At 67.0% G+C, this 20,194-nt stretch carries 18 protein-coding genes and 1 tRNA gene; 3 read left to right on the plus strand and 16 right to left on the minus strand.

Annotation, left to right across the window (positions count from 1 at the left end; translation table 11 throughout):
• Positions 1–117: 117 nt before the first annotated feature.
• Together IE92_RS0104810 and IE92_RS0104820 are read right to left on the minus strand one after the other, a co-directional pair.
• Positions 118–2,265, minus strand: coding sequence for an Ig-like domain repeat protein (locus IE92_RS0104810; RefSeq protein ID WP_030143738.1), 2,148 nt, complete (start codon positions 2,263–2,265; stop codon positions 118–120).
• 1,227 nt (positions 2,266–3,492) lie between these two features.
• Complete coding sequence (locus IE92_RS0104820; RefSeq protein ID WP_030143740.1) at positions 3,493–3,858, minus strand: hypothetical protein; 366 nt, start codon at positions 3,856–3,858, stop codon at positions 3,493–3,495.
• Positions 3,859–3,901: 43 nt separating this feature from the next.
• Here IE92_RS0104820 and IE92_RS0104825 point away from each other — a divergent pair, with 43 nt between their 5' ends.
• Positions 3,902–4,330: a MarR family transcriptional regulator gene (locus IE92_RS0104825; RefSeq protein WP_030143741.1), complete on the plus strand. Its 429-nt coding sequence runs from the start codon at positions 3,902–3,904 to the stop codon at positions 4,328–4,330.
• A gap of 12 nt (positions 4,331–4,342) precedes the next feature.
• On the opposite strand, the gene IE92_RS0104830 is transcribed toward IE92_RS0104825, so the two are convergent.
• The 6 genes from IE92_RS0104830 to IE92_RS0104860 form a co-directional block, all read right to left on the minus strand.
• Complete coding sequence (locus IE92_RS0104830; protein ID WP_030143742.1) at positions 4,343–5,002, minus strand: MBL fold metallo-hydrolase; 660 nt, start codon at positions 5,000–5,002, stop codon at positions 4,343–4,345.
• 101 nt (positions 5,003–5,103) lie between these two features.
• Positions 5,104–5,637 carry a hypothetical protein gene (locus IE92_RS0104835; RefSeq protein WP_156027392.1) on the minus strand — a complete coding sequence of 178 codons (534 nt, stop codon included), beginning with the start codon at positions 5,635–5,637 and terminating at the stop codon, positions 5,104–5,106.
• A 123-nt stretch (positions 5,638–5,760) separates the two neighbouring features.
• Positions 5,761–6,363: a hypothetical protein gene (locus IE92_RS0104840; RefSeq protein ID WP_030143744.1), complete on the minus strand. Its 603-nt coding sequence runs from the start codon at positions 6,361–6,363 to the stop codon at positions 5,761–5,763.
• Positions 6,364–6,491: 128 nt separating this feature from the next.
• Positions 6,492–6,564 (minus strand) — tRNA-Ala (locus tag IE92_RS0104845).
• 298 nt (positions 6,565–6,862) lie between these two features.
• The gene (locus tag IE92_RS0104855) at positions 6,863–8,377 is read right to left on the minus strand and encodes a DHA2 family efflux MFS transporter permease subunit (protein WP_030143746.1); all 1,515 of its coding nucleotides are present in this window, start codon (positions 8,375–8,377) and stop codon (positions 6,863–6,865) included.
• 34 nt (positions 8,378–8,411) lie between these two features.
• Positions 8,412–9,047: a PadR family transcriptional regulator gene (locus tag IE92_RS0104860; RefSeq protein WP_051701827.1), complete on the minus strand. Its 636-nt coding sequence runs from the start codon at positions 9,045–9,047 to the stop codon at positions 8,412–8,414.
• A gap of 112 nt (positions 9,048–9,159) precedes the next feature.
• Between IE92_RS0104860 and IE92_RS0104865 the strand changes: the two genes are divergently transcribed.
• Positions 9,160–9,684, plus strand: a complete 525-nt coding sequence (locus tag IE92_RS0104865; RefSeq protein WP_043321972.1) for a GNAT family N-acetyltransferase — start codon at positions 9,160–9,162, stop codon at positions 9,682–9,684.
• A 68-nt stretch (positions 9,685–9,752) separates the two neighbouring features.
• Here the strand turns inward: IE92_RS0104865 and hemL are convergent, their stop codons facing one another.
• The 8 genes from hemL to hemE all read right to left on the minus strand — a co-directional run bounded on the left by hemL (position 9,753) and on the right by hemE (position 18,653).
• Entirely contained in the window at positions 9,753–11,081 is a 1,329-nt protein-coding gene (gene hemL / locus IE92_RS0104870; RefSeq protein ID WP_030143749.1) for a glutamate-1-semialdehyde 2,1-aminomutase, read from the minus strand.
• A 31-nt stretch (positions 11,082–11,112) separates the two neighbouring features.
• The gene (gene hemB, locus IE92_RS0104875) at positions 11,113–12,090 is read right to left on the minus strand and encodes a porphobilinogen synthase (protein ID WP_030143750.1); all 978 of its coding nucleotides are present in this window, start codon (positions 12,088–12,090) and stop codon (positions 11,113–11,115) included.
• Positions 12,087–12,926, minus strand: a complete 840-nt coding sequence (locus IE92_RS0104880) for a uroporphyrinogen-III synthase (RefSeq protein ID WP_081864051.1) — start codon at positions 12,924–12,926, stop codon at positions 12,087–12,089. Before IE92_RS0104880 ends, hemB begins: the two co-directional genes overlap by 4 nt.
• 4 nt (positions 12,927–12,930) lie before the next feature.
• A complete protein-coding gene (gene hemC / locus IE92_RS0104885; RefSeq protein WP_030143752.1) occupies positions 12,931–13,905 on the minus strand; it encodes a hydroxymethylbilane synthase in 975 nt (324 codons plus the stop codon).
• Entirely contained in the window at positions 13,902–15,071 is a 1,170-nt protein-coding gene (locus IE92_RS0104890; RefSeq protein ID WP_030143753.1) for a ferrochelatase, read from the minus strand. The genes hemC and IE92_RS0104890 overlap by 4 nt, the downstream gene beginning before the upstream one ends.
• 215 nt (positions 15,072–15,286) lie before the next feature.
• A complete protein-coding gene (gene hemQ, locus IE92_RS0104895; protein WP_043322043.1) occupies positions 15,287–15,979 on the minus strand; it encodes a hydrogen peroxide-dependent heme synthase in 693 nt (230 codons plus the stop codon).
• A gap of 8 nt (positions 15,980–15,987) precedes the next feature.
• Positions 15,988–17,562, minus strand: coding sequence for a protoporphyrinogen/coproporphyrinogen oxidase (locus IE92_RS0104900; RefSeq protein ID WP_051701826.1), 1,575 nt, complete (start codon positions 17,560–17,562; stop codon positions 15,988–15,990).
• Complete coding sequence (hemE, locus tag IE92_RS0104905; RefSeq protein WP_030143756.1) at positions 17,559–18,653, minus strand: uroporphyrinogen decarboxylase; 1,095 nt, start codon at positions 18,651–18,653, stop codon at positions 17,559–17,561. The genes IE92_RS0104900 and hemE overlap by 4 nt, the downstream gene beginning before the upstream one ends.
• A gap of 119 nt (positions 18,654–18,772) precedes the next feature.
• On the opposite strand from hemE, the gene IE92_RS0104910 reads away from it, so the two are divergent.
• Positions 18,773–20,119, plus strand: coding sequence for a glutamyl-tRNA reductase (locus IE92_RS0104910; RefSeq protein WP_030143757.1), 1,347 nt, complete (start codon positions 18,773–18,775; stop codon positions 20,117–20,119).
• Positions 20,120–20,194: the final 75 nt, after the last annotated feature.

Here is a 20,194-nt window from a genome sequence, read left to right on the forward strand (position 1 = left end):
AGGCATCAGACTGCACAGAGTCACGGGGCCGGGTTTGCGACCGGAGGACCGCCAGAGCTGGCGGCGGGGACTGGCGACACCCTCGCCACCCGACCCCGCCGCTCGCCCCGCGAGGCCCTATGAATTACGTGAGCGCTGTGCGCGTCGATGCCCTCCCATCAGGCCGACTCCGAGCAGCAACGCGAATGCTCCCAATGCCACTCCGAGAGGCACACCGGTCGCGCCGGTCTCGGGGAGGCCATTGCCCGGTTCGGCTCCGGGGTTGGTTCCGGGCTTGGTCCCGGGCTTGGTCCCGGGGTCGGTCCCGGGTTCGGGAACCAGAATCTCAGTTGAGCTCGTGCGATTCGAGGAAGCACCCACAGCAACAATGGTGTGCTTTCCCGCCGCGACCTCCGGAAGCGCGAACGTGAACACAGCAGAACCGGCCTCGTCGGCAACGACGCTCCCCAGCTCAATCGGATCAGAATGCAGGGTGAGGTTAATGGTCTCGTGAGGCACAAAACCCGTCAGAATGATCGTGAGCTTATCGCCGACCCCTGCGGTCGCCTTATTCACGACAGCCGCTGCGGTTCGCGCCTGCACCGACAGAGTGGCACCGTCAGACTCCGAAGCTTCATGATTCTCATCGCCCGAGTAGCTAGCGACGAGCTGGCTGGTGCCCGCGGTCAGGTTACTCAGCGGCAACGTAGCCCGTCCGGCGACCAGGGGTGCCGAGCCGACAACCGTCGTACCGTTCCTGAGCGTCACGGTACCTCCGGGTACCGTTCCGTGGCCCGCGGCAACGGACACGGTCACCGAGGCGCTGTCACCCTCAACGAGCGCAGCGGGGGTGACAGCAATCGACGTGACAGACGATGCCTTGCTGGTGGTGGCGGATGCTGTGGCGCTCAGCGCGACGGCCACCGGGGATTGTACCGTCGCGGTGAACGGGAAACTCCCCGCAGGCTTTACACCCAGGTTCAACGTCGCTATTCCGGATGCGTCAACGGTCGCGGTACCCAGAGGACCGTTCGCGGAGTCGGCGAAGGCGATCGAACCGGCGATCGGGTATCCATCGGCCCGCACGAGCGTGGCCTTGGCTTCGGCTTCCTGCCCGTAGGAGACGGGTGAAGCGGCGGCGCTCAGGGTGACATTTGCAAGGACAGAGACGTTTCCATTGCCCGAGTTCGGAACGTAGAACGAACCGCCCTGTTGCGGATCCAGCACGCCCCAGAAGGCGAGGTTTCCCACGGGGATTGTCCGAGCAACACCCGTATCGGCGGGCACCACAGACACAAAGGACTTCGTCTCTGACGGGAAAACCTGTGTGACCACAAGAGCCGTACCATCCTTGAGCACGTCGACGGAGAGCGGGAGGAGTGTGTCAGCGTTCACGGTTCCGAGGGCTTCGCTGCGAATGACCTCGGCCGTCCCCCATCCGTTGTTGGAGGAGAACCACGACACGGCGTTGGTGTCAGAACTGGCGATAACGACCGCTCCGGTTCGCGGGTCCACGCCGATTCCCGTGGGGGTGTCGGTAACCGGGAAGGTGCCGATGACGGCCGCGGGGGTAGTCGCGGTATCGATCACGGTGACGAGCTTCGCATACTCACTCGCGATAAAGAGCCGGTTGCGGTCGTTGTCGATCGCGCTCGTTGCCCCGGCCGTGGCAACAGACGACAGCGTCTGAGCGACCCTGAGTTTATCGGCGCCGTCCGCGCGTCCGAGGATCGAGACCGTGTCGCCGGTCAGGTTGACGACGTAGGCGCGTCCATCCGCTCCCACCTCGACCTTTTGGGGGTTCCCCCCGACCTCGACGGTGGGAGGCAGCGACGTCGCGGTGTACGTGGCATCGGGATCGACCACTGAGACAAACCCATCCGTGGTGTTGTGGACGACGTACACGGTCCCCCCGACGGGCGAGACGGCCGCATCGAGCGCATAGGTTTCACCGTCCAGCGGAATGGTTGACGCCGTTCCATTCCTCAGATTGAGAACGGAGAGGCTCGGGGTGTCATCCTTCTGGTCATCGGCTAGGTACAGCCGGTCACGGGTGGGATCCACCGCTCCGCCCTGCAGCCACGTTCCCGCGGTCGTCTGGGTATAGATGCTCGGCCGAGCAACTTCGGCGAGCGTGGATGCGGTCGACGACGGCGTGGGTACCGCCGCCGCCCCGTCGGAGCTCAGGACAGCGCCGGCAACGGGGACCATGATGAGCGCCACGGTGGCGACCGCCGCGAGTTGGAAGTTTGCACGGAAGTATGGCCGTGTCAGGGCAGGGGGCATGTGGGGGAATCTCATTCCGGTTAGTGCAGCGGGTATCCACAGCTATTCGTCGTCACAATACATTTCACAACAAAGTAGTGCGATTTTCGCGATCGTGCGGCTGGCCAAACACTAGCGGAATGCGGGCGTCAGCGCCACAGTTTTTTCATGCACCTCGGACCAACATCCATTGCGGGAACTTTTCGCCACCGAACGCGGCGGGGAAGCCCTCACAGCAGGCGCAACCCCGAAATGGCCCGCTGGACGTCAACTAAGCTTCACATCCGTGAGCCCTCGCGACTAGGCCCGCAGAGGCCTCTCCGCGGATACAACCGCCGTCACCCAATTCGGGTGGCGGCGGTTCATGTATTCGCGCGCAGCTAACCTTTCCACCGAAACCAACGTCGGCGTCTGCTCGACCTGCTCAGTCCCATCTGCCGGTTAATATCCGCCTGAGAGGCCTCGAATTTGCGCAGGTATTCCGTCCACTCGGCTTCGATCTGTTCCTGCCTATCATCAGGCTCCCATCTGCCGGTCTCTATCGTCCAAACCCACATATCTCGCATCGTTCACCTCCTTTCGATCAGGCTAGATCCGAATACACCCAAAAGACACACCTGTGCCACCTCACTCACCGGGGGTGCACGGGTAAACCGCGTGAACCCGCGAGGCTTTCCGCTATCCCCAGAGCTTCGCCAAAGCACTGGAGGACAACCAGGTCACCGCCCGCGAAACAATCAGGGACTTCACTCAGGACGGCGAGCACACCGACGGTCACACCTGAGACCCGCACGGGTAGCGCAATAAGTGCCCCGCTCAGCAGTCCGAGCGGAACATGTCGTCCCCTTCGACGCTGCTCGTTCACATCCGATATCAGGAGCTGGTCGATTTCCGAGTCAACGAGCTGCCACAGCGCCGAGTTCAGTCGCACGCCGACGTCTGGACGCCGTCACTAAGACGGAAATCGCGCGCAGAATCTGTGCAACGGTAAATCCCAGCGATGCGGCGCCTCGCTCGCCGCTCGCGCGTCGATTCTCGAAGATATTGTCTTCTCGTTGCGCGGACCAATGAGCTCGATAGAGTCCGAGGAGAAGGATGAGGAATCCTGCAAGATAACCCCCACGCCGAAACAGTAGTGCAAGCCCCCACGCGTCAAGCGAATCCAGAATCGCCAGCATAAATGCCGAAGCCGCGACCGACACCAGCGCGATAGTGGGCCATCGCACGCGCACCCGAAGCGGCCGAACCTCAGACCCGGTGGGGAGAGACGGGGGTGTTCGCCAGGTTGCGGGTGAAGGACTGCCGGTTTGGTTCGGTGTCGTCCGCCGCAAGGCCGGCATCCTCGAGCATCCTGGCAGCCTCGGCGGGGATCTGCGTCAGCGTGCCGGAGCCATCGTGGGCTGAACGGGCCAGGCCCGTGAGCAGGGTGATCGGATCCCCGTTCGCGGTCTGCACCTCGATGCGTGCACCGCGACCCCAGGCCACAAGGTACACGCGGGTCAGCTCCGTCAGGGCGTACACGCGCCGGGAGCCGCGACGGCGCAGCACAATCTCCGCGGGCTTGATTTCGAGCGTGACGGTTTCGGTACCGCGACCCACCCGGGCAACCGGCATCGCCCAGATCCATCCGAATACAGCCTTGCTGTATTATTTCACCATGACCAAATCTTCAGAGTGGGCCGAACAGCTTCGTCGATCGGTGGGGGAATTTGTCCGCGCAACCCGGGCATCCGCCGACAGCCTGCCCGATGCCCAGGCCGCGACGCTCGGATATCTGGACCGCGAGGGTCCCGCCACGATCGCCGAGCTCGCCCGGAAACGCAACGTCCGCCACCAGAGCATGCGTGTGACGGTCGATGATCTGGAACGCACCGAACTGGTGGACCGAACCCCGAACCCCGACGACAAACGCAGCCTGCTCATCACCATCACCGACCCGGGCCGCGCGGCCCTCGGCCACGCGCGCGCGGGCCGAGCGTCCACGATCGATGCGGCGATCGCCGAAGAACTAACGGCCGAGGAACGGCGCGACCTGCAGCGCCTCTCGAGCATCCTCGATCGACTCACCGCGGCGATCACCAAATAGCATCCAGCTCCGCTACGCGAAGGCCGACGATACCGGATCCACGTCGAGGCTCTCCCCCGGCGGCAGAATCAGGAACGGCACATCGGTCAGCCCCTCGGCTCCGATGAAGTTGGCGGTGGATCGCTGACCCAGCTCGCTCAACATCAGCTCGTGGATCTGGATGACCCGAGTGGGGGCGACCGCTCGCACATAGCCCACCGCGTCTCCGAGCTTGGTCCAGGGCCCGCTCGTGGGCAGCAGCAGCACCTCGACCGGAACCTCGGGCACAAGATAGGCATCGCCGGGGTGGAAAACCGTGCCACCCACGAGGTATCCCACATTGTCGATCTGCGGGATATCGGGGTGGATCACCGCATGCTGGCCGGCAAAGACGCGCACATCGATGTCTCCCACGGCAAAGCTCTCCCCGTCGGAGACGGCGTGGACGGAACCGCCGGAGAGTCGCTCGGCGAGCGCCTGAGGCGCAAACACCCGCAGCTCGGGATGGGCGGTGAGCGCCGCTTTCAGCGCCTCCTCGTTTACATGGTCAAAGTGGTCGTGGGTGATGAGGACCGCATCCACCGACTCCAGGAGGGTCGCGGCCTCGGGGGTGAAGGTCCCCGGATCAATCACCAGCGAGGCGGTATCGGTGGCCAGCACAACGCAGGCGTGGGCAAACTTCGTGAGAATCATGAGGAACTCCATTCGTACAGGTTAACTGTACAACATAACTGTAGAAATTCCCAGGGTGACCCCTGCCCGGCTTCTCGCTCCCGGCCCCATTCCCGAATTTGCTAGCGCGCGGCACCCGCCGGACGGGTCACCATGACGGAGTCTTCGGGCGGCGAGCCCGCGCTCTCCTGGAGGACCGAGATGTAGTCGGTGAGGAAGTCGACGCGGGACACCTCATCGATTCGCGCCCGCTCATCCCCCTCGTCCCAGGTTCCCTCCGGCGAGATCGTCAGGTACCACCAGTGCGGTTCGACGACGGCAATCCCGCGCGCAATCCAGAACCCTCCGGAAGGTGCGGTGCTCCGATAGAACCCGAGGACGGGCGCGTTGTCGAGCGCACCCCGAACCACGCCCTGCGCGCTCCCCAGATCGATCGGGTGGGTCGGCCGCGCGGGCGGCCAGTTCCGCTGGGCTTTCAGGAACGGCAGGAAGCGGTCGTCCGGACGAACCGCCGAGATATCCGCGGTCCGGATCGCCGAGTAACCGTCGAGATAGGCCCCATCACGCAGCCGGGCGATCAGGGTCCACTCGGCCGAGACGTCCAGCACGATACCGTCGAGGGGTTCTCCGGGTGCCCCCTCATGCTGGATTCGCACGGGCACAGCCTCGCGCCAACTTTGCTCGAGTCGCCGGGAAATCTTCGATGGTTTCTGCTGCGTGTTTTTCACACCCCATAGTGGCACGTGGCAGGCGGCAATTGCCACCTCCCCCACGGATCGCTACTCCGAGGCGGGATCCTCCGAGGGTTCGGATCCCCAGGCGGGCATGGGCCCGGCGACCGCGTGAACGGCGCGGCTGTAGTCATCGCCAAACTCCACCTGGGTGAGGTTTGTGAACAGGGCCTCCCGGGCGCCGTCTTCCCAGGTGCAGTCCGGGTTGATCATCACGATCCACATTGCCCGAGCATCCCACTCCACCGGGGTCCCTAACCACACCGCACCGGGGCGGCGTCGCTCCTCGGCAAATATGAAGACCGAAGCAATCCGTGCCACATCGGCGAGGATGGTCGCCGCGGAAGCCAGGTTGATCTCCCCGGCGGGAAGCGGTGGCGGCCACTCGCGGTGCTCACGCAGATAGGGGACAAAGGTATCCCGAAGGCGGACTCGGCGAATGTCCTTTCGACGCAGAATGGCATAGCCATCGTAGAATCCCGCATCACGAATGCTCTGCAGCAAGATCCAGTCCTCCCCCAGGGCCAGCACCAGACCCGTGCGAGTTTCCCCATCCGAGAAGCGGTCGACAATTTCAACCGGGATGCATTCGGTCTGCGAGCGGCTCAGGCGACGCGCGATCTTTTTGCGCGAGTGGGAGGATTTAGGCACACCCCATAGTGGCATCCGCCGCAAGTCGACGCCACCCCGATCCGGGAGTGGCAAACGCCGTTTGCGGTGCAACGCAAAAACCCCGTCCGAAGACGGGGTTTTAACTGTGCTACTGCACCGGGGGGGGGTGGATCTGAGGGGACTCGAACCCCTGACCCCCTGCATGCCATGCAGGTGCGCTACCAGCTGCGCCACAGACCCAGATTTCCTTGCCCGATCTCTCGCGCTTGGAACTCTTATACTCTACAACACCGCGACCCCGATCTCCCAATCGAGCACCCCGGAATCGGCACCCACACACCCGGCTTGCCCGAGAAATGGGGCGACGCGCCGCGACCGCCGACACCCTCGCTCGGGCGCGTCGTTTCGCGGATCCGGGTGGGGTGCAGGTGATTCGGACCAGCCAGATTCCCGCGATGGAGACCCCGCTCAAACGCAAATCGCGCGACATGCCGTTCGGGGCATATCGCGCGATTCGCGGTGTGGGAGAAGGCGGAGTCTAGCCCTCGGCGGGAACCGGTGCCGCGGCGCGGGTCTCCGGTGCGGCCCACGCGGCCTTCTTCGGCTTCTGGAAGAAGAGCACAAACAGGGCACCCAGCAGGGCCACGGCGGCGGGCAGCAGAAGCGTCTGCGACATCGCGGTGGTGAACGGCTCGTGCAGGAACACCGGCAGCTCTCCCCCACCGATCTCGGACATCCCCGGGGCTCCACCCGGAGCGGCGGGCATCTCGGCGGTCAGTCGGGCCTGAATCAGCGCGGCAATGCTGGCACTACCCAGCACCGCACCGATCTGACGGGTGGTGTTGAACACACCCGAACCGGCACCGGCCTTATGCGGGGGCAGGTTCCGGGTGGTCATGTTGGACACCGGACCCCACATGAAACCGTTGGCGAAACCGAGCAGGGCGCTCGGGAACAGCATCATCCACAGCGGCTGATCGGGGGTCATCAGCAGCGAGTACCAGAGCAGCGAGACCGACAGCACGGTCAGACCAAACAGGGCGAACCACTTGGGGTTGACTCGGTCGATCATCTTGCCCACCACCGGTGCCAGACCGGCCGAGATTACGGCCATCGGCACCAGCATCAGCGCCGACTGGGTCGGGGTCAGTCCGCGCACGGTCTGATAGAAGAACACCAGCGGTAGGGACATGCAGGTGATGGTGAACCCGACGGTCGTGATGACCAGGTTACCCACCGAGAAGTTGCGGTCCTTGAACAGGTCCAGCGGGAGCAGCGGCTCGGACTTGGTGATCGCCTGCCAGCCCACAAAGGCTGCCAGCACCACGATACCGGCGATAATCAGGCCCCATACGCTGATCGGCCCCACGATGGTGCCCCAGTCATAGGTGCCACCCTCCTGGATGCCAAATACCAGCAGGAACATACCCGCGGCGCTCAGGAACACACCCACCAGGTCGAAGCGATGCGGGCTGGTAGCCAGCTGCGGCACGTTGCGCCACACCATGATGAAGCCGACGATACCCACCGGGACGTTGATGAAGAAGATCCACTCCCAGCCGACGCCGTCGACCAGGACGCCACCGAGGATCGGACCCACCAGGGTCGCTACACCGGCGGTGGCACCCCAGAGGCCCATGGCCGCGCCGCGACGATCCGGCGGGAAGATGCGGGTGATAACGGCCATGGTCTGCGGCGTCATCAGCGCGGCGCCGAGACCCTGCACGGTGCGGGCGATAATCAGGACCTCGACGCTGCCCGACAGACCACACCACAGTGAGGCCAGGGTGAAGATCGTCAGACCGATCAGGTAGAGGTTTTTCGGACCGAACCGGTCGCCCAGACGGCCGGTGATCAGCAGCGGAACGGCATAGGCCAGCAGGTAGGCGCTGGTCACCCAGATCACGGTGTTGATGTCGGTGTGCAGGCCGCGCATGATCGCGGGGTTTGCCACCGAAACGATGGTGGTATCAATCAGGATCATAAAGAACCCGATGACCAGCGACCACAGCGCCGGCCAGGGCCGCACGGCGGTAGCGGGAGGTGTTGACATGAGTGTCACTTTCTACTGAGGGGGGATCAAAAATTTAGGGGTTTGGAGCGTGTTTACGAGCCTTACGCTCGGCCGTCTGGGCCTTTTCTTCGGGGGTTCGGCTGTCCTGCCAGGACAGCTCACCCGCACGCAGGCGTTCAATCTGGGCTACCACCCACGTGATCTCAGCCTCGGCCATGGTGAGCATGTAGGGAACGTTGATCCAGTACATTTCGGGAACGTTGAGGGCAGTCACGGCGGCCACCTCGGCACGGATTCGCACCACTCGGGCTCGCATCTCCACCAGACGCTCGGAGAGGAGTTCAATTACCTGCTCCACGGGCAAGACGTGCGCCTCGGACAGCGCCTGAAGCACGCTCGGCCGCTCGATCTGCGGGGTACGCAGCAGTTCGGCCACATCGGCATAGAGCCGCTCGCGACCCGCGTCGGTGATCTCAAACAGGGTGCGTTCGGGGCGGGCACCCTCGCGCTCCACCTGGGCAACCCGCGCGTACTCCTTCTGCTCCAGCGCGTACACCGCGCGGTACAGCGAGCCCGGGCTGACCTTCACCACGGTGTCTTCGCGCCGCTGGGTGGCGATCTGATACATCTCATACGGATGCATCGGTCGCTCCAACAGCAAACCCAGTGCCGCGATCTCAATCGGTTTGAGTGTAACCTCTGCCACCATTACCTCCAACAAAACTATTCCACGTGGAATATACCCCGTGGAGGGGTCAATCGCCAAGCCATAGAGTCAGGCTGGTCTAGCAAAACGACAACCAATCGAGTTCACTGGGGATATGGACCCAACACTCACTGTGCGACCGTTCGAGGCAGCCGATGCCGCACCGCTTACCAATCTCCTGCATGCCGCGTATGCGGAGCTGGGCGCGATGGGGCTGAACTACACCGCCGTAAACCAGGACGTGGAGACCACCCGCGATCGCGCCCTCAGCGGTCAGTGCTGGGTCGTCGAGCAGGCAGGGCAGATTGTCGGATCGCTCACCATTTCGCTTCCTCCCTCGAGAGGCCTACGGGAGCTGACCGCTGTGGCCCGTGAGCGGAACCGCGCGTGGCTCAACCAGGTTGCCGTTTCCCCGTCCGTCCGCGGGCGCGGTATTGCAGGCCACCTGTGGCGCCTGGGGCTCACCTGGGCCGCAGGTCGGCACGCAGAATCAATCGGAGTGGACACGGCCATCCCCGCGGATCACCTTGTGCGACTCTACGAGTCATGGGGATTTGAGCGGGTCGACACGATCCACTGGCCCGGCAAGACCTACGACAGCGTAGTGATGACTCGTCCAGTGACCCCCAAGGACACATGATCGAAGGAAAAGCCCTCGTACCCGGGACAGAAAATCTGTGCCAGGCACGAGGGCGTACACGAGTCAGATTACGCGGGAGTGGCCTCCGCGGCGGCGCGGGCGGCGGCGGGCAGCGCCGCGAGGATCTGGGCGACGGCGTCCTCATCGTGCGCGGCCGAGACGAACCAGGCCTCGAAGACGCTCGGCGGCAGGTTGATGCCGGCATCCAGCATCGCGTGGAAGAACGGTCCGTAACGGTAGGCGTCCTGCGCCTGAACCTCGGCGTAGTTCACCGGGGCCTCCTCGGCGAACACAAACGAGAACAGGTTGCCGGCGCGCTGCACCACGTGAGGGACCTCGGCGACCGTAAGCGCGGCGGACACCGCGGACGAGAGGGTATCGGCGACGATGTCCAGGTGGGCATAGACCTCGGGAGTCGCGCGGCGCAGGGTCTCCAGGCCCGCGGCCACGGCGACCGGGTTTCCCGAGAGCGTTCCGGCCTGATACACCGGTCCGAGCGGGGCCAGGTGGTCCATGACCTCGGCGCGGCCCCCCAGAGCGGCTAGCGGCATGCCGCCGCCGATGACCTTGCCGAAGGTGAAGAGGTCCGGCACATAGTCCTCCCCCGCCGCGGCCTGCAGACCCCAGAATCCGGCCGGTCCCACGCGGAATCCGGTGAGCACCTCGTCCAGGATCACCAGGGCACCGTGGGCGTGGGCGAGCTCGGTCAGCGCGGCGTTGAAGCCCGGTGCCGGCGGGACCACACCCATGTTGGCCGAGGCGGCCTCGACGATGATTCCGGCGATGTTCTCGCCGTGTTCGGCGAAGACGGCGCGCAGCGCATCCAGGTTGTTATAGGGCACCACCAGGGTCTGCCCGGCGGTGGCCGCGGTCACCCCGGCCGAACCCGGCAGGGCCAGGGTCGCCAGGCCCGAACCGGCGGCGGCCAGCAGGCCGTCGGAGTGTCCGTGATAGTGACCGGCGAACTTCACCAGCAGCTCGCGCCCGGTGAACCCGCGCGCCAGCCGGATCGCGGTCATGGTGGCCTCGGTCCCGGTGGAGACCAGACGCACCTTCTCGATCGGGCTCACCCCGTTTACGCTCACACGCTCGCGGATCAGCTCGGCCAGCTCGGTCTCCGCCGGGGTCGATGCCCCAAACGAGAGTCCGCGCGCGGCGGCCTCCTGCACCGCGCGCACCACGTCGGGCTGCGCGTGGCCGAGGATCGCCGGCCCCCAGGAGCACACCAGGTCCACGTACTCGGTACCCTCGGCATCGGTCACCCGGGCACCCTGGGCGGATACCAGGAAACGCGGCGTTCCCCCCACCGAACCGTAGGCCCGTACCGGGGAATTCACCCCGCCGGGGATCGAGGACTTGGCGCGGGTGAAGAGGTCGGCGTTATCGGCGTGGGTCATGGGGGCTCCTAGATATCGGGAACGGGAAAGTTTAGGCGCGCAGCCAGGTGGCCAGCTCGGTGGCCCAGTAGGTGAGCACGGCGTCGGCACCGGCACGGCGGATGCCGATCACCGACTCCTCGATGGCTCGGCGACGATCGATCCAGCCGTGTGCGGCGGCGGCCTCGATCATCGCATACTCACCGGACACCTGGTACGCCCACACCGGGACGGTGGACATCGCGGCCACGTCGGCGAGCACGTCGAGATAGGACATCGCGGGCTTCACCATCACGATGTCCGCGCCCTCGGCAAGATCCAGCAGGGTTTCGCGCATGCCCTCGCGGCGGTTGCCGGGATCGAGCTGATAGGTGCGACGATCACCCTGGAGCTGCGAGTCCACGGCCTCGCGGAAGGGACCGTAGAACGCCGAGGCGTACTTGGCCGAGTAGGCCAGCAGTGCGGTGTCGATGTGACCGGCGCGGTCCAGGGCCGCGCGGATCGCGCCGACCTGGCCGTCCATCATGCCACTGAGGCCCAGCAGTGCCGAGCCGGCCTCGGCCTGAGCCAGCGCCATCGAGACGTAGCGCTCAAGGGTTGCGTCGTTGTCCACGGCACCGTCCTCGGTGAGCACGCCGCAGTGGCCGTGGTCGGTGAACTCGTCGAGGCACAGGTCGGTCTGTACCACCAGCGCGTCACCCACCTCGGCCTGCAGGGCGCGGGTTGCGCGCTGCAGGATGCCCTCGGGCGCATCGGCCTGACTTCCCACGGCGTCGCGCACGGTCGGGATTCCGAACAGCATCACGCCGCCCACGCCCGCCGCGGCGGCCTCGGTCGCGGCGGCCCGCAGGCTGTCCAGGGTGTGCTGGAATACGCCGGGCATCGAGCCGATCGCGCGCTTCTCGGTGAGGTCCTCATTCACAAACAGCGGGAGGACCAGCTGTGCGGGATCCACCCGGGTTTCGGAAACCAGGCGACGCATCGCCGGGGACTGGCGCAGTCGGCGGGGCCGCTCGGGCAGGGAATTCATGGGGTGTCCTCTCCGCCGTGATCGGGCACGGCGAGTCCGGGAGTGGTCTGAGAATAGTGGGTTTCCAGGGCCGCGACCATGCTCTCGGCATGTCGGATCGGCGCCTCGATGGTGATCGCCAGCCCGGCGACCTCGGCCGCCTCGGTGGTGCGATCCCCGATGCTGACCCGGACCACGTCGGCGGACAGGTCGGGCACCTGGGTGATGATCTGGACGGCAACGCTGCCCGAGGTCACCAGGATCGCGTCGATGTCGCCGACGGCCAGCGCGGTGCGTACCTCGGGGGTGAGCTCCACCGGGATCGTACGGTAGGCATGCACCCGGATCACGTCGGCACCGAGAACGGTAAGGCCGTCCACCAGGGTGGGGCCGGCGAGGGCCGAGTCCAGTACCAGGACCCGGCCGAGACCGGGGTGTGCGTTCAGCTCACCGAAGCTCGCGACCATACCGCGGGCGGTGTGATCCTCGGGCGGCATCAGATCCACCCGGTAGCGAGCCTCGGCCAGTGCGGCGGCGGTTGCGGTCCCGACCGCGGCGATCCGGGTGGTTTCCGGAATTTTTACGGCATGGGCACGCAGCACCCGGACCGTGGTTGCGCTGGTCACGGTCACCCAGTCGAATGTCCCCGCTGCCAGCGCCTCGAGCGCACGCTCCAGGGCCGCCGCGTCGGGGGCCGGCTCGAAGTCGATCACCGGCGCGATCACCGCGGTGGCACCGTGGGCGGCAAGGTTCTCGGCGACCTGCACACCCCAGCGTCCGTCACGGGGCACCAGCACCCGGCGGCCGGCGAGGGCCGAACAGGTGGCGTGAGTTTGGGGTTCTGCGTGCGTGTTCATCGGTCTAGGTCAGCGGCGCAATCTCGGCGGCACCGTCGGCGAGCAGCGCATCGGCCAGGTCGGATCCCAGCCCGGCGGCGACGCTCAGCAGCGTGTCCGCCGAGACCGCGACACCCTCGGTGCGCTCGCGCAGGTCGGTCCCGGTGGGGGCATAGACGGCCGCGTGCAGCGCCAGGGTCCCATCGGAAAGTAGCGCGTGGGCCCCAATCGGTGCCGCGCATCCGGCTTCCAGGCGGGCGAGCACCGCGCGCTCGGCGGCGGCCTCCGCACGGGTTTCCGGGTGCTCGATGGCGTTCAGGGCTGCGCGGATCGGATCGGTCACCGGTGCGGCCACGGACTCCGCCCGCACCTCGATCGCCAGCGCACCCTGGGCGGGAGCGGGCGGCCACTCGGACAGCTCGAAGCGCTCGGTGATCGCACCGTCACGGCCCAGGCGTTCCAGCCCGGCCACCGCGAGCACGACCGCATCCAGCTCACCAGAGCTCACAAAGCCCAGGCGGGTGTCGATGTTGCCACGGATATCCACGATCTCCAGATCGGGACGGCGACGACGCAGCTGGGCGATCCGGCGCGGGGATCCGGTCCCCACCCGGGCACCCTCGGGCAGCTCGGCGAGGGTCAGCCCGTCGCGCGCGCACAGCGCATCTCGGGCATCCGCCCGCACGGGAACCGCACCGATCGCCAGGCCCGGGGCCGCGGCGGTGGGCAGGTCCTTCATCGAGTGGACCACGAGGTCGCACTCCCCCGCGAGCAGGAAATCGCGCAGGGCAGACGCGAAGACGCCTGTGCCGCCGAGGCTCGCGAGCGAGGCCCGGGTCACGTCGCCGTGGGTGGTCACCGGGATCAGGACGGTCTCGATGCCGGTGGCCTCGGTGATCGCGCGGGCGATATCGCCGGTCTGCGCCAACGCCAGGGCGCTGCCCCGGGTACCGATCCGCAGAACGGTACCCGGGGCAGCGGGAGAAGACTGCTCGGTCACGGGGCGATTCCCGCCAGGGCCGGCTTGAAGCCCGCCCGCACGTTCTCGCAGCATCCCGGACGGCATACGTCATACCAGGGACCGAGGTCGGTCATCGCCGGACGCTCGGACACCGGGGTGCCGTCGCGACGCTCGAGAACCAGATCCACCAGACCCTTCACGAACTCGTGGTGGGTACCCGGGGTGGGCACCCGTAGCGAGTACAGACCGGCGTTTTCGGCCGACTCGGTGGCCTCGTTGTCGAGGTCCCAGAGGACCTCCATGTGGTCGCTCATGAAGCCCAGCGGCACGATCACGACGGCGCGGGTGCCGGTGGCCGGCAGCTCCTCGATCACGTCGTTGATGTCGGGCTCGAGCCAGGGCATGCTCGGTGGGCCCGAACGGGACTGGTAGACCAGCTCCCAGGGCACATCCTGGTCCAGGGCCAGCTCCTGCTGCACCGCGGCCATCACCACCTCGGCGACGGCCAGGTGCTGGGCGGCATACGCGCCACCCTCGCCGAAGTTACGCTCGGACGGACCCGAGCGCACGGCGTCGGTGGACGGAATCGAGTGGGTCGCAAACAGGACCTTGACCTCGCGGGCCAGGTCGATATCGCGCACATCCTGGACAATCTTCGCCAGCGCATCGCCGACACCCTCGATGAACGGGGTCACAAAACCGGGGTGGTCAAAGAACTGACGCACCTTGTCGATTTCGATCTGGCCCTCCAAGCCGGTCTCATCCAGCGCGATCGCGAAGTCCTCGCGGTACTGACGGCAGGAGGAGAAGGAGGAGTAGGCGCTGGTCGCGATCGCGATGAGCTTGCGGTAGCCCCGGTCGTGGGCCTCCTGCACGGCGTCGCGCAGGTAAGGGTTCCAGTTGCGGTTTCCCCAGATCACCGGCAGATCGATGCCGCGGCTGGCCAGCTCGGCCTCCAGGGCCGCCTTGAGCTCACGGTTCTGGTCGTTGATCGGGCTCACTCCGCCGTGGTGGCGGTAGTGCACGGCCACCTCTTCGAGGCGCTCCTCGGGGATGCCGCGGCCGCGGGTCACGTTGCGCAGGAACGGGATGACGTCGTCCTGACCCTCGGGTCCGCCGAAGCCGGCAAGCAGGATCGCGTCATAGTCCACCGGGGTCTCGACCCAGGGGGCACCGGAACGGGCGGCCTCGGTCGCACCGGGCACGAGAGCGACGGGCGCAGCAGTCTGGGACGGGGCGGCCTCGGTCGCACCGGGCACGATGTCCGCGGGAGCAGCAGCCTGGGGCACGGCAGCCTCGGTTGCCAAGGTATCGGCTGCGGCCGGCGCGGTTTCGATGGTCACGGCCTCGGCCGAGCCCTCACGCGAGCAGGCACAGTTGCCGCCGCAGCCGCCGGTCTGGGCGGGGGTTTGCAGATCACTCATCGGATCACCTCAACAATCTCGGCGGCCGGAATCCGCCGGCCGGTATAGAACGGTACCTCTTCGCGCACGTGACGACGGGCGTCGGTGGCGCGCAGTTCACGCATCATGTCGACCAGTTCGGTCAGCTCATCCGACTCGATCGGCAGAATCCACTCGTAGTCCCCCAGGGCAAAGGAGGACACGGTGTTGGCGATGGCCCCACGGAAGCTGGCGCCCATGCGGCCGTGCTCGGCGAGCATGCGCGCACGCTCGTCCTCGGGCAGCAGGTACCACTCGTAGCTGCGCACAAACGGGTAGACGGTGATCCACTGCTTGGGATCCTTGCCGGTCAGGAAGCCGGGCACGTGACGCTTATTAAACTCGGCCTCGCGGTGCACACCCAGCGCGTTCCAGGTGGGCAGCAGCTCGCGCAGCAGCTCGGTGCGGCGCAGCACGCGGGCGGCCGACTGCAGGTCCTCGGCGCGGTCGCCGTGGATCCAGATCATCAGGTCGGCGTCGGCGCGCAGGCCCGAGACGTCGTAGAAGCCGCGGGTGACCACACCGTTTTCGGCGAGGGTGTCCACGGCGGCGTTCAGCTCGGCCACGGCGGCATCGGAGTACTCGCCGCGGAAGGCGGGATTCCGGCGCAGGACAAGCCAGAGGGTGTAACCGAAGGGAGAGTCCGGGGTATTTACCGGGCTGGTGTCGATGGACAAAGCTACTCCTTTGAATTCGGACTGTTATCGGATGTGGGGGTCTGGGTGGGAGCGGCCAGTTCGCCGTTCTCCAGGTATTCGGCGGCGATCAGGTGGCGCACGCGCTTCGCCGCCGCGTGGGCGTCGGGGACCACCGAGGCAAGCCCGGTTCCCGACAGCCAGGCACCGGTGACATCGAGTCCCGGAACCGCGGCCACGGCCGCGCGGATCCGCTCGGCACGCTCCCGCGCGCCCTGGGCGGAACCCGGCGGGGTGCTGCGCCAGCGGGTGCGGGCGAATCCGGCCACGGTTTCGGCGGGCAGGTCCACGCCGAGGATCGCGGCGGCATCGGTGCGGGCGATCTCGGCCAGCTCGGCATCGTCTCGCTCCCCCAGGGCTACCGGATCGTAGGACAGCCGGACCGCGTGACGTCCGGGATGCTCGGCCAGCGCCTCGGCGAGCCAGGCCCACTTGGCACTCGAGTGGGTCAGGGCCTTCGCCTGGACGCCGCTCTGTCCGGCATGACCGGCGATCAGCACGCCGCTGCCGCGCGGGTGCCCGTCGAGGTTCGGCGCGTCCAGCAGCAGCGAGGCGAGGACCACCTCGGGGGAAACCTGAGCGGTCTCCTCGGCCAGGGCCGAAACAACCGGTCCCAGCAGGTCAAACGCGGGCAGCTCGGCCGTGGCCACGATCACCCGGTCGGCGTAGAGCACCGAGTGGTTTTCCAGGCGCAGGGTCCACAGCGTGTGCTCCCCCGGGCCCTCGGGAATCGAGTAGCCCTCGGTGGCCACAAAGTCTTCGGAGTCGATGATCGGCAGGTCCTCGGCGGACACCGCACCGGCGTGCAGCCCGGCCACCGGCGTTCCGGTCTGGATCACACCGCCACGGCGGATGATCTCCGCCGCCAATACCGAAACCAGCCGATGCATGCCGCCGATGATGCCCTCGACCTTGGCACCCGCGCGGGCGGGGCCTGCGGCATCGGTCAACTCGGCCACGGCAGCACCGAGCGAGCCGGTGCGGGTTAGTGCCTGGTTGAGACCCGGGGCGACGCGATCCACGTCGATCTCCTCGGGACCCACCGAATACACCCCGCGCACCACGGGCGTCACCAGCTCGGTGAGCACCGCGTCACCCATGCGCTTGCGCACGAGCTCGGCGAGGTTCTTTTCGCGGCCGATGGTCAGCACCGGACGCACGCGGTCCAGGTAGGCACGCATGACACCCTTGGAGCCGATGACCCGGCGCACGTCCTCGGCCAGCGGGTTGGCCGGGATCCCCAGCAGCGCGGTCTTGGGCAGCGGCACCGAGGCACCGTCGGTGCGGCGCAGCCAGGCACCGGCCGGGTTCGGAGCGACGATCTGCTCCTCAAGTCCCAGCTCCACCAGCAGTTCACGCACGTGACCGCCGCGGGTCGCATAGCTCTCGGCACCGCCATCCAGGACGATGTCGCCCACGGTGACCGGGGACACCGATCCGCCCAGCAGCTCGGCGGCCTCGATCACCGTGACGCGGATACCCACGCGCAGGCAGTCGAGTGCGGCCACCAGGCCGGCGACCCCGCCGCCGACGACCACAACATGACGCGGTTCGATCACAGCGAGTGCACCAGCTCTACCACGCGGGTCAGCACGGTCGGGTCGGTCTCCGGCGGGACGCCGTGACCGAGGTTCATCACGTGGGCGGGGGCATCGAGTCCGCGGCGGTGCACGTCTCGTACGTGCGCCTCCAGAATGTTCCAGGGGGCGGCGAGCATCGCCGGGTCCACGTTGCCCTGGACCGGGACGGAGGCGCCCAGACGGCGGATTCCCTCATCCAACGGCGTGCGGTAGTCGATCCCCACCACGTCGGCCCCCACGTCGCGCATCTGCGGGAGGATCTCGCCGGTGCCCACACCGAAGTGGACGATCGGCACGCGGGTTTCGGCGCCGGAGGTCTCGAAGGTCAGATCACGCACGAAGTCGAGCACGCGAGCGCTGGCCGGGGCCACGTGACGCACGTAGTCCTCGGGCGAGAGCGATCCGGCCCAGGAGTCGAACAGCTGCGCGGCCGATGCGCCGGCGAGGACCTGGGCACGCAGGAAGCGGCCGGTAATCTCGGCGGTCCAGGTCATCAGCGCGGCCCAGGACTCGGGGTCGGCGTGCATCATGGTGCGGGCGCGGATGTGATCCTTGCTCGGGCCGCCCTCCACGAGGTAGGCGGCGAGGGTGAACGGCGCACCGGCGAATCCGATCAGCGGCGTGGCGCCGAGCTCGGCCACGGTGCGGGCGACGGCGTCGATAATCGGGCCCAGGGCACTATCCAGCTGGGCGGGATCGTTCTGCACCAGCTCGGCCACGTCGGCGGCGGTGCGCACGGCCTTACCCATCACGGGTCCACGACCGGGCACGATCGACACATCCACGCCGACCAGCTTGAGCGGAACAACGATGTCGCTAAAGAAGATGCCCGCGTCCACCGCGTGGCGGCGCACAGGCTGCAGCGTGATCTCGCTGGCCAGCTCCGGGGTGAGGCACGCCTGGAGCATTTCGGTGCCGACACGCAGTTCGCGATACTCGGGCAGGGAACGTCCGGCCTGACGCATGAACCAGACGGGGGTCGTGGCGGGACGGATGCCGCGGTACGCCGAAATCAGCGGGGATTCGGCGGTGAGGCCCGCCTGAAGCGGGTGTGTGGTGGGGACAAGCATGAGTCCATCTTCTCAAACCTCGCGGCAAAAGTTGCCGACACCCGGTCGAGTCGCCGCCGACAGAGTGTCGGGAAGTATGTCCCGGTCAGACGCAAAAAATCTGGGGTTAGTATGGATGGGTGCTGATCTGTTTGACCGCGAGCCACAAGAACTCCTCCTTCGACCTTCTCGAACGTCTCTCCGCCGCCGAGGGACGCCTTGAGCGCGCCCTACTGGATGCCGACCCAACCATCGCCGGGGCCGTCATCATCAATACCTGCAACCGCTTCGAGGCGTATGTGGAACTCGACAGCGCGGGCACCCCACCCCAGGCACGCGCGGCCCTGACCGCGGCCGCCGCGTCCTCGGCCAATCTCGACTCCGCCGAGCTCGTGGACACCTGGGATCTGCACGTGGGCGAGGAGGCCGCGCGCCACCTGTTCGCCGTGTCCTCGGGCCTAGAATCCGTGGTCGTGGGCGAGGGAGAAATCGCCGGTCAGGTGCGCCGAGCGCTGGAATTTGCCCGCGCCGAGGACACCACCACGAGCGATCTCGAACGCCTGTTTCAGCGCGCCTCGCAGACCTCCCGCGCGGTCAAAAACAAGACCCCGCTGGGACGCGCCGGACGATCCCTGGTGCGTCTGGCCCTCGATCTCAGCGACAGTCGTGTCTCCGACTGGTCGGCCCTGCGGGTGCTGCTCATCGGTACCGGTGCCTACGCCGGAGCCAGCCTGGCTGCCCTGCGCGATCGCGGCGTGACCCAGGTGTCGGTCTACTCCCCCTCGGGGCGCGCGGCAAAGTTCGCCCAGGGTCACGATATCGAGCCGGTGGCCGCCACCGACTTTGAGACCGCGGTGGCCGAAGCCTCGCTGATCGTGACCTGCACCACGGCCACCGACTATGTCCTGGATGCCGACATCGTGGCCGCCGGAAGGCGACACGCCCCGCTCGCGCCGCCGCAGCTGGGGCATGAGGATGCACCCGGCTGCCCGGTGATCGCCCCCGCCCGCCAGCTGGTGATCGATCTGGGTCTGCCGCGCAACGTGAACCCCAACGTGGTGGAGGCCGGGAGCATCGAGCTACTGGATCTGGAGACCATCCGCCTGCACGCCCCGCTCGAGGAGGTCCAGGCCACCGATCATGCCCGCGTGCTGGTCAACCGGGCCGCCAAGAAGTTCATTCAGGTGACCTCCGAGCAGGGCCTGGACCCCGCCGTAGTCGCGATGCGTCGACACGCCCATGCGATCCTCGAAGAGGAGGTGGCCCGAGTGGCCCCGCGCGACCCCGACGGCGTGGCCGAACGCGCGCTGCGCCACCTGATGGGACGGATGCTGCACGTGCCCACCGTGCGCGCTCGGGAGCTGGCCCGCGCCGGCGAGCACGACCGCTACCTGGAGGCGTTGGAGACCCTGTTGGGGCTCGCGGTGCCCGCCGCCGCGGACCAGGTCGAGGTCGAGGTGCCGGAATCGAACCGTCGGGCGTCGTAGCGTCGACACCACGTCGGCACAATCCCCCCGGATTCGCGCTAGCGTGTGGTGAGGATCCCCTTACTACCCCACCCA

The organism is Mycetocola saprophilus, from assembly GCF_000718085.1.
Classification (GTDB): Bacteria; Actinomycetota; Actinomycetes; order Actinomycetales; family Microbacteriaceae; genus Mycetocola; species Mycetocola saprophilus.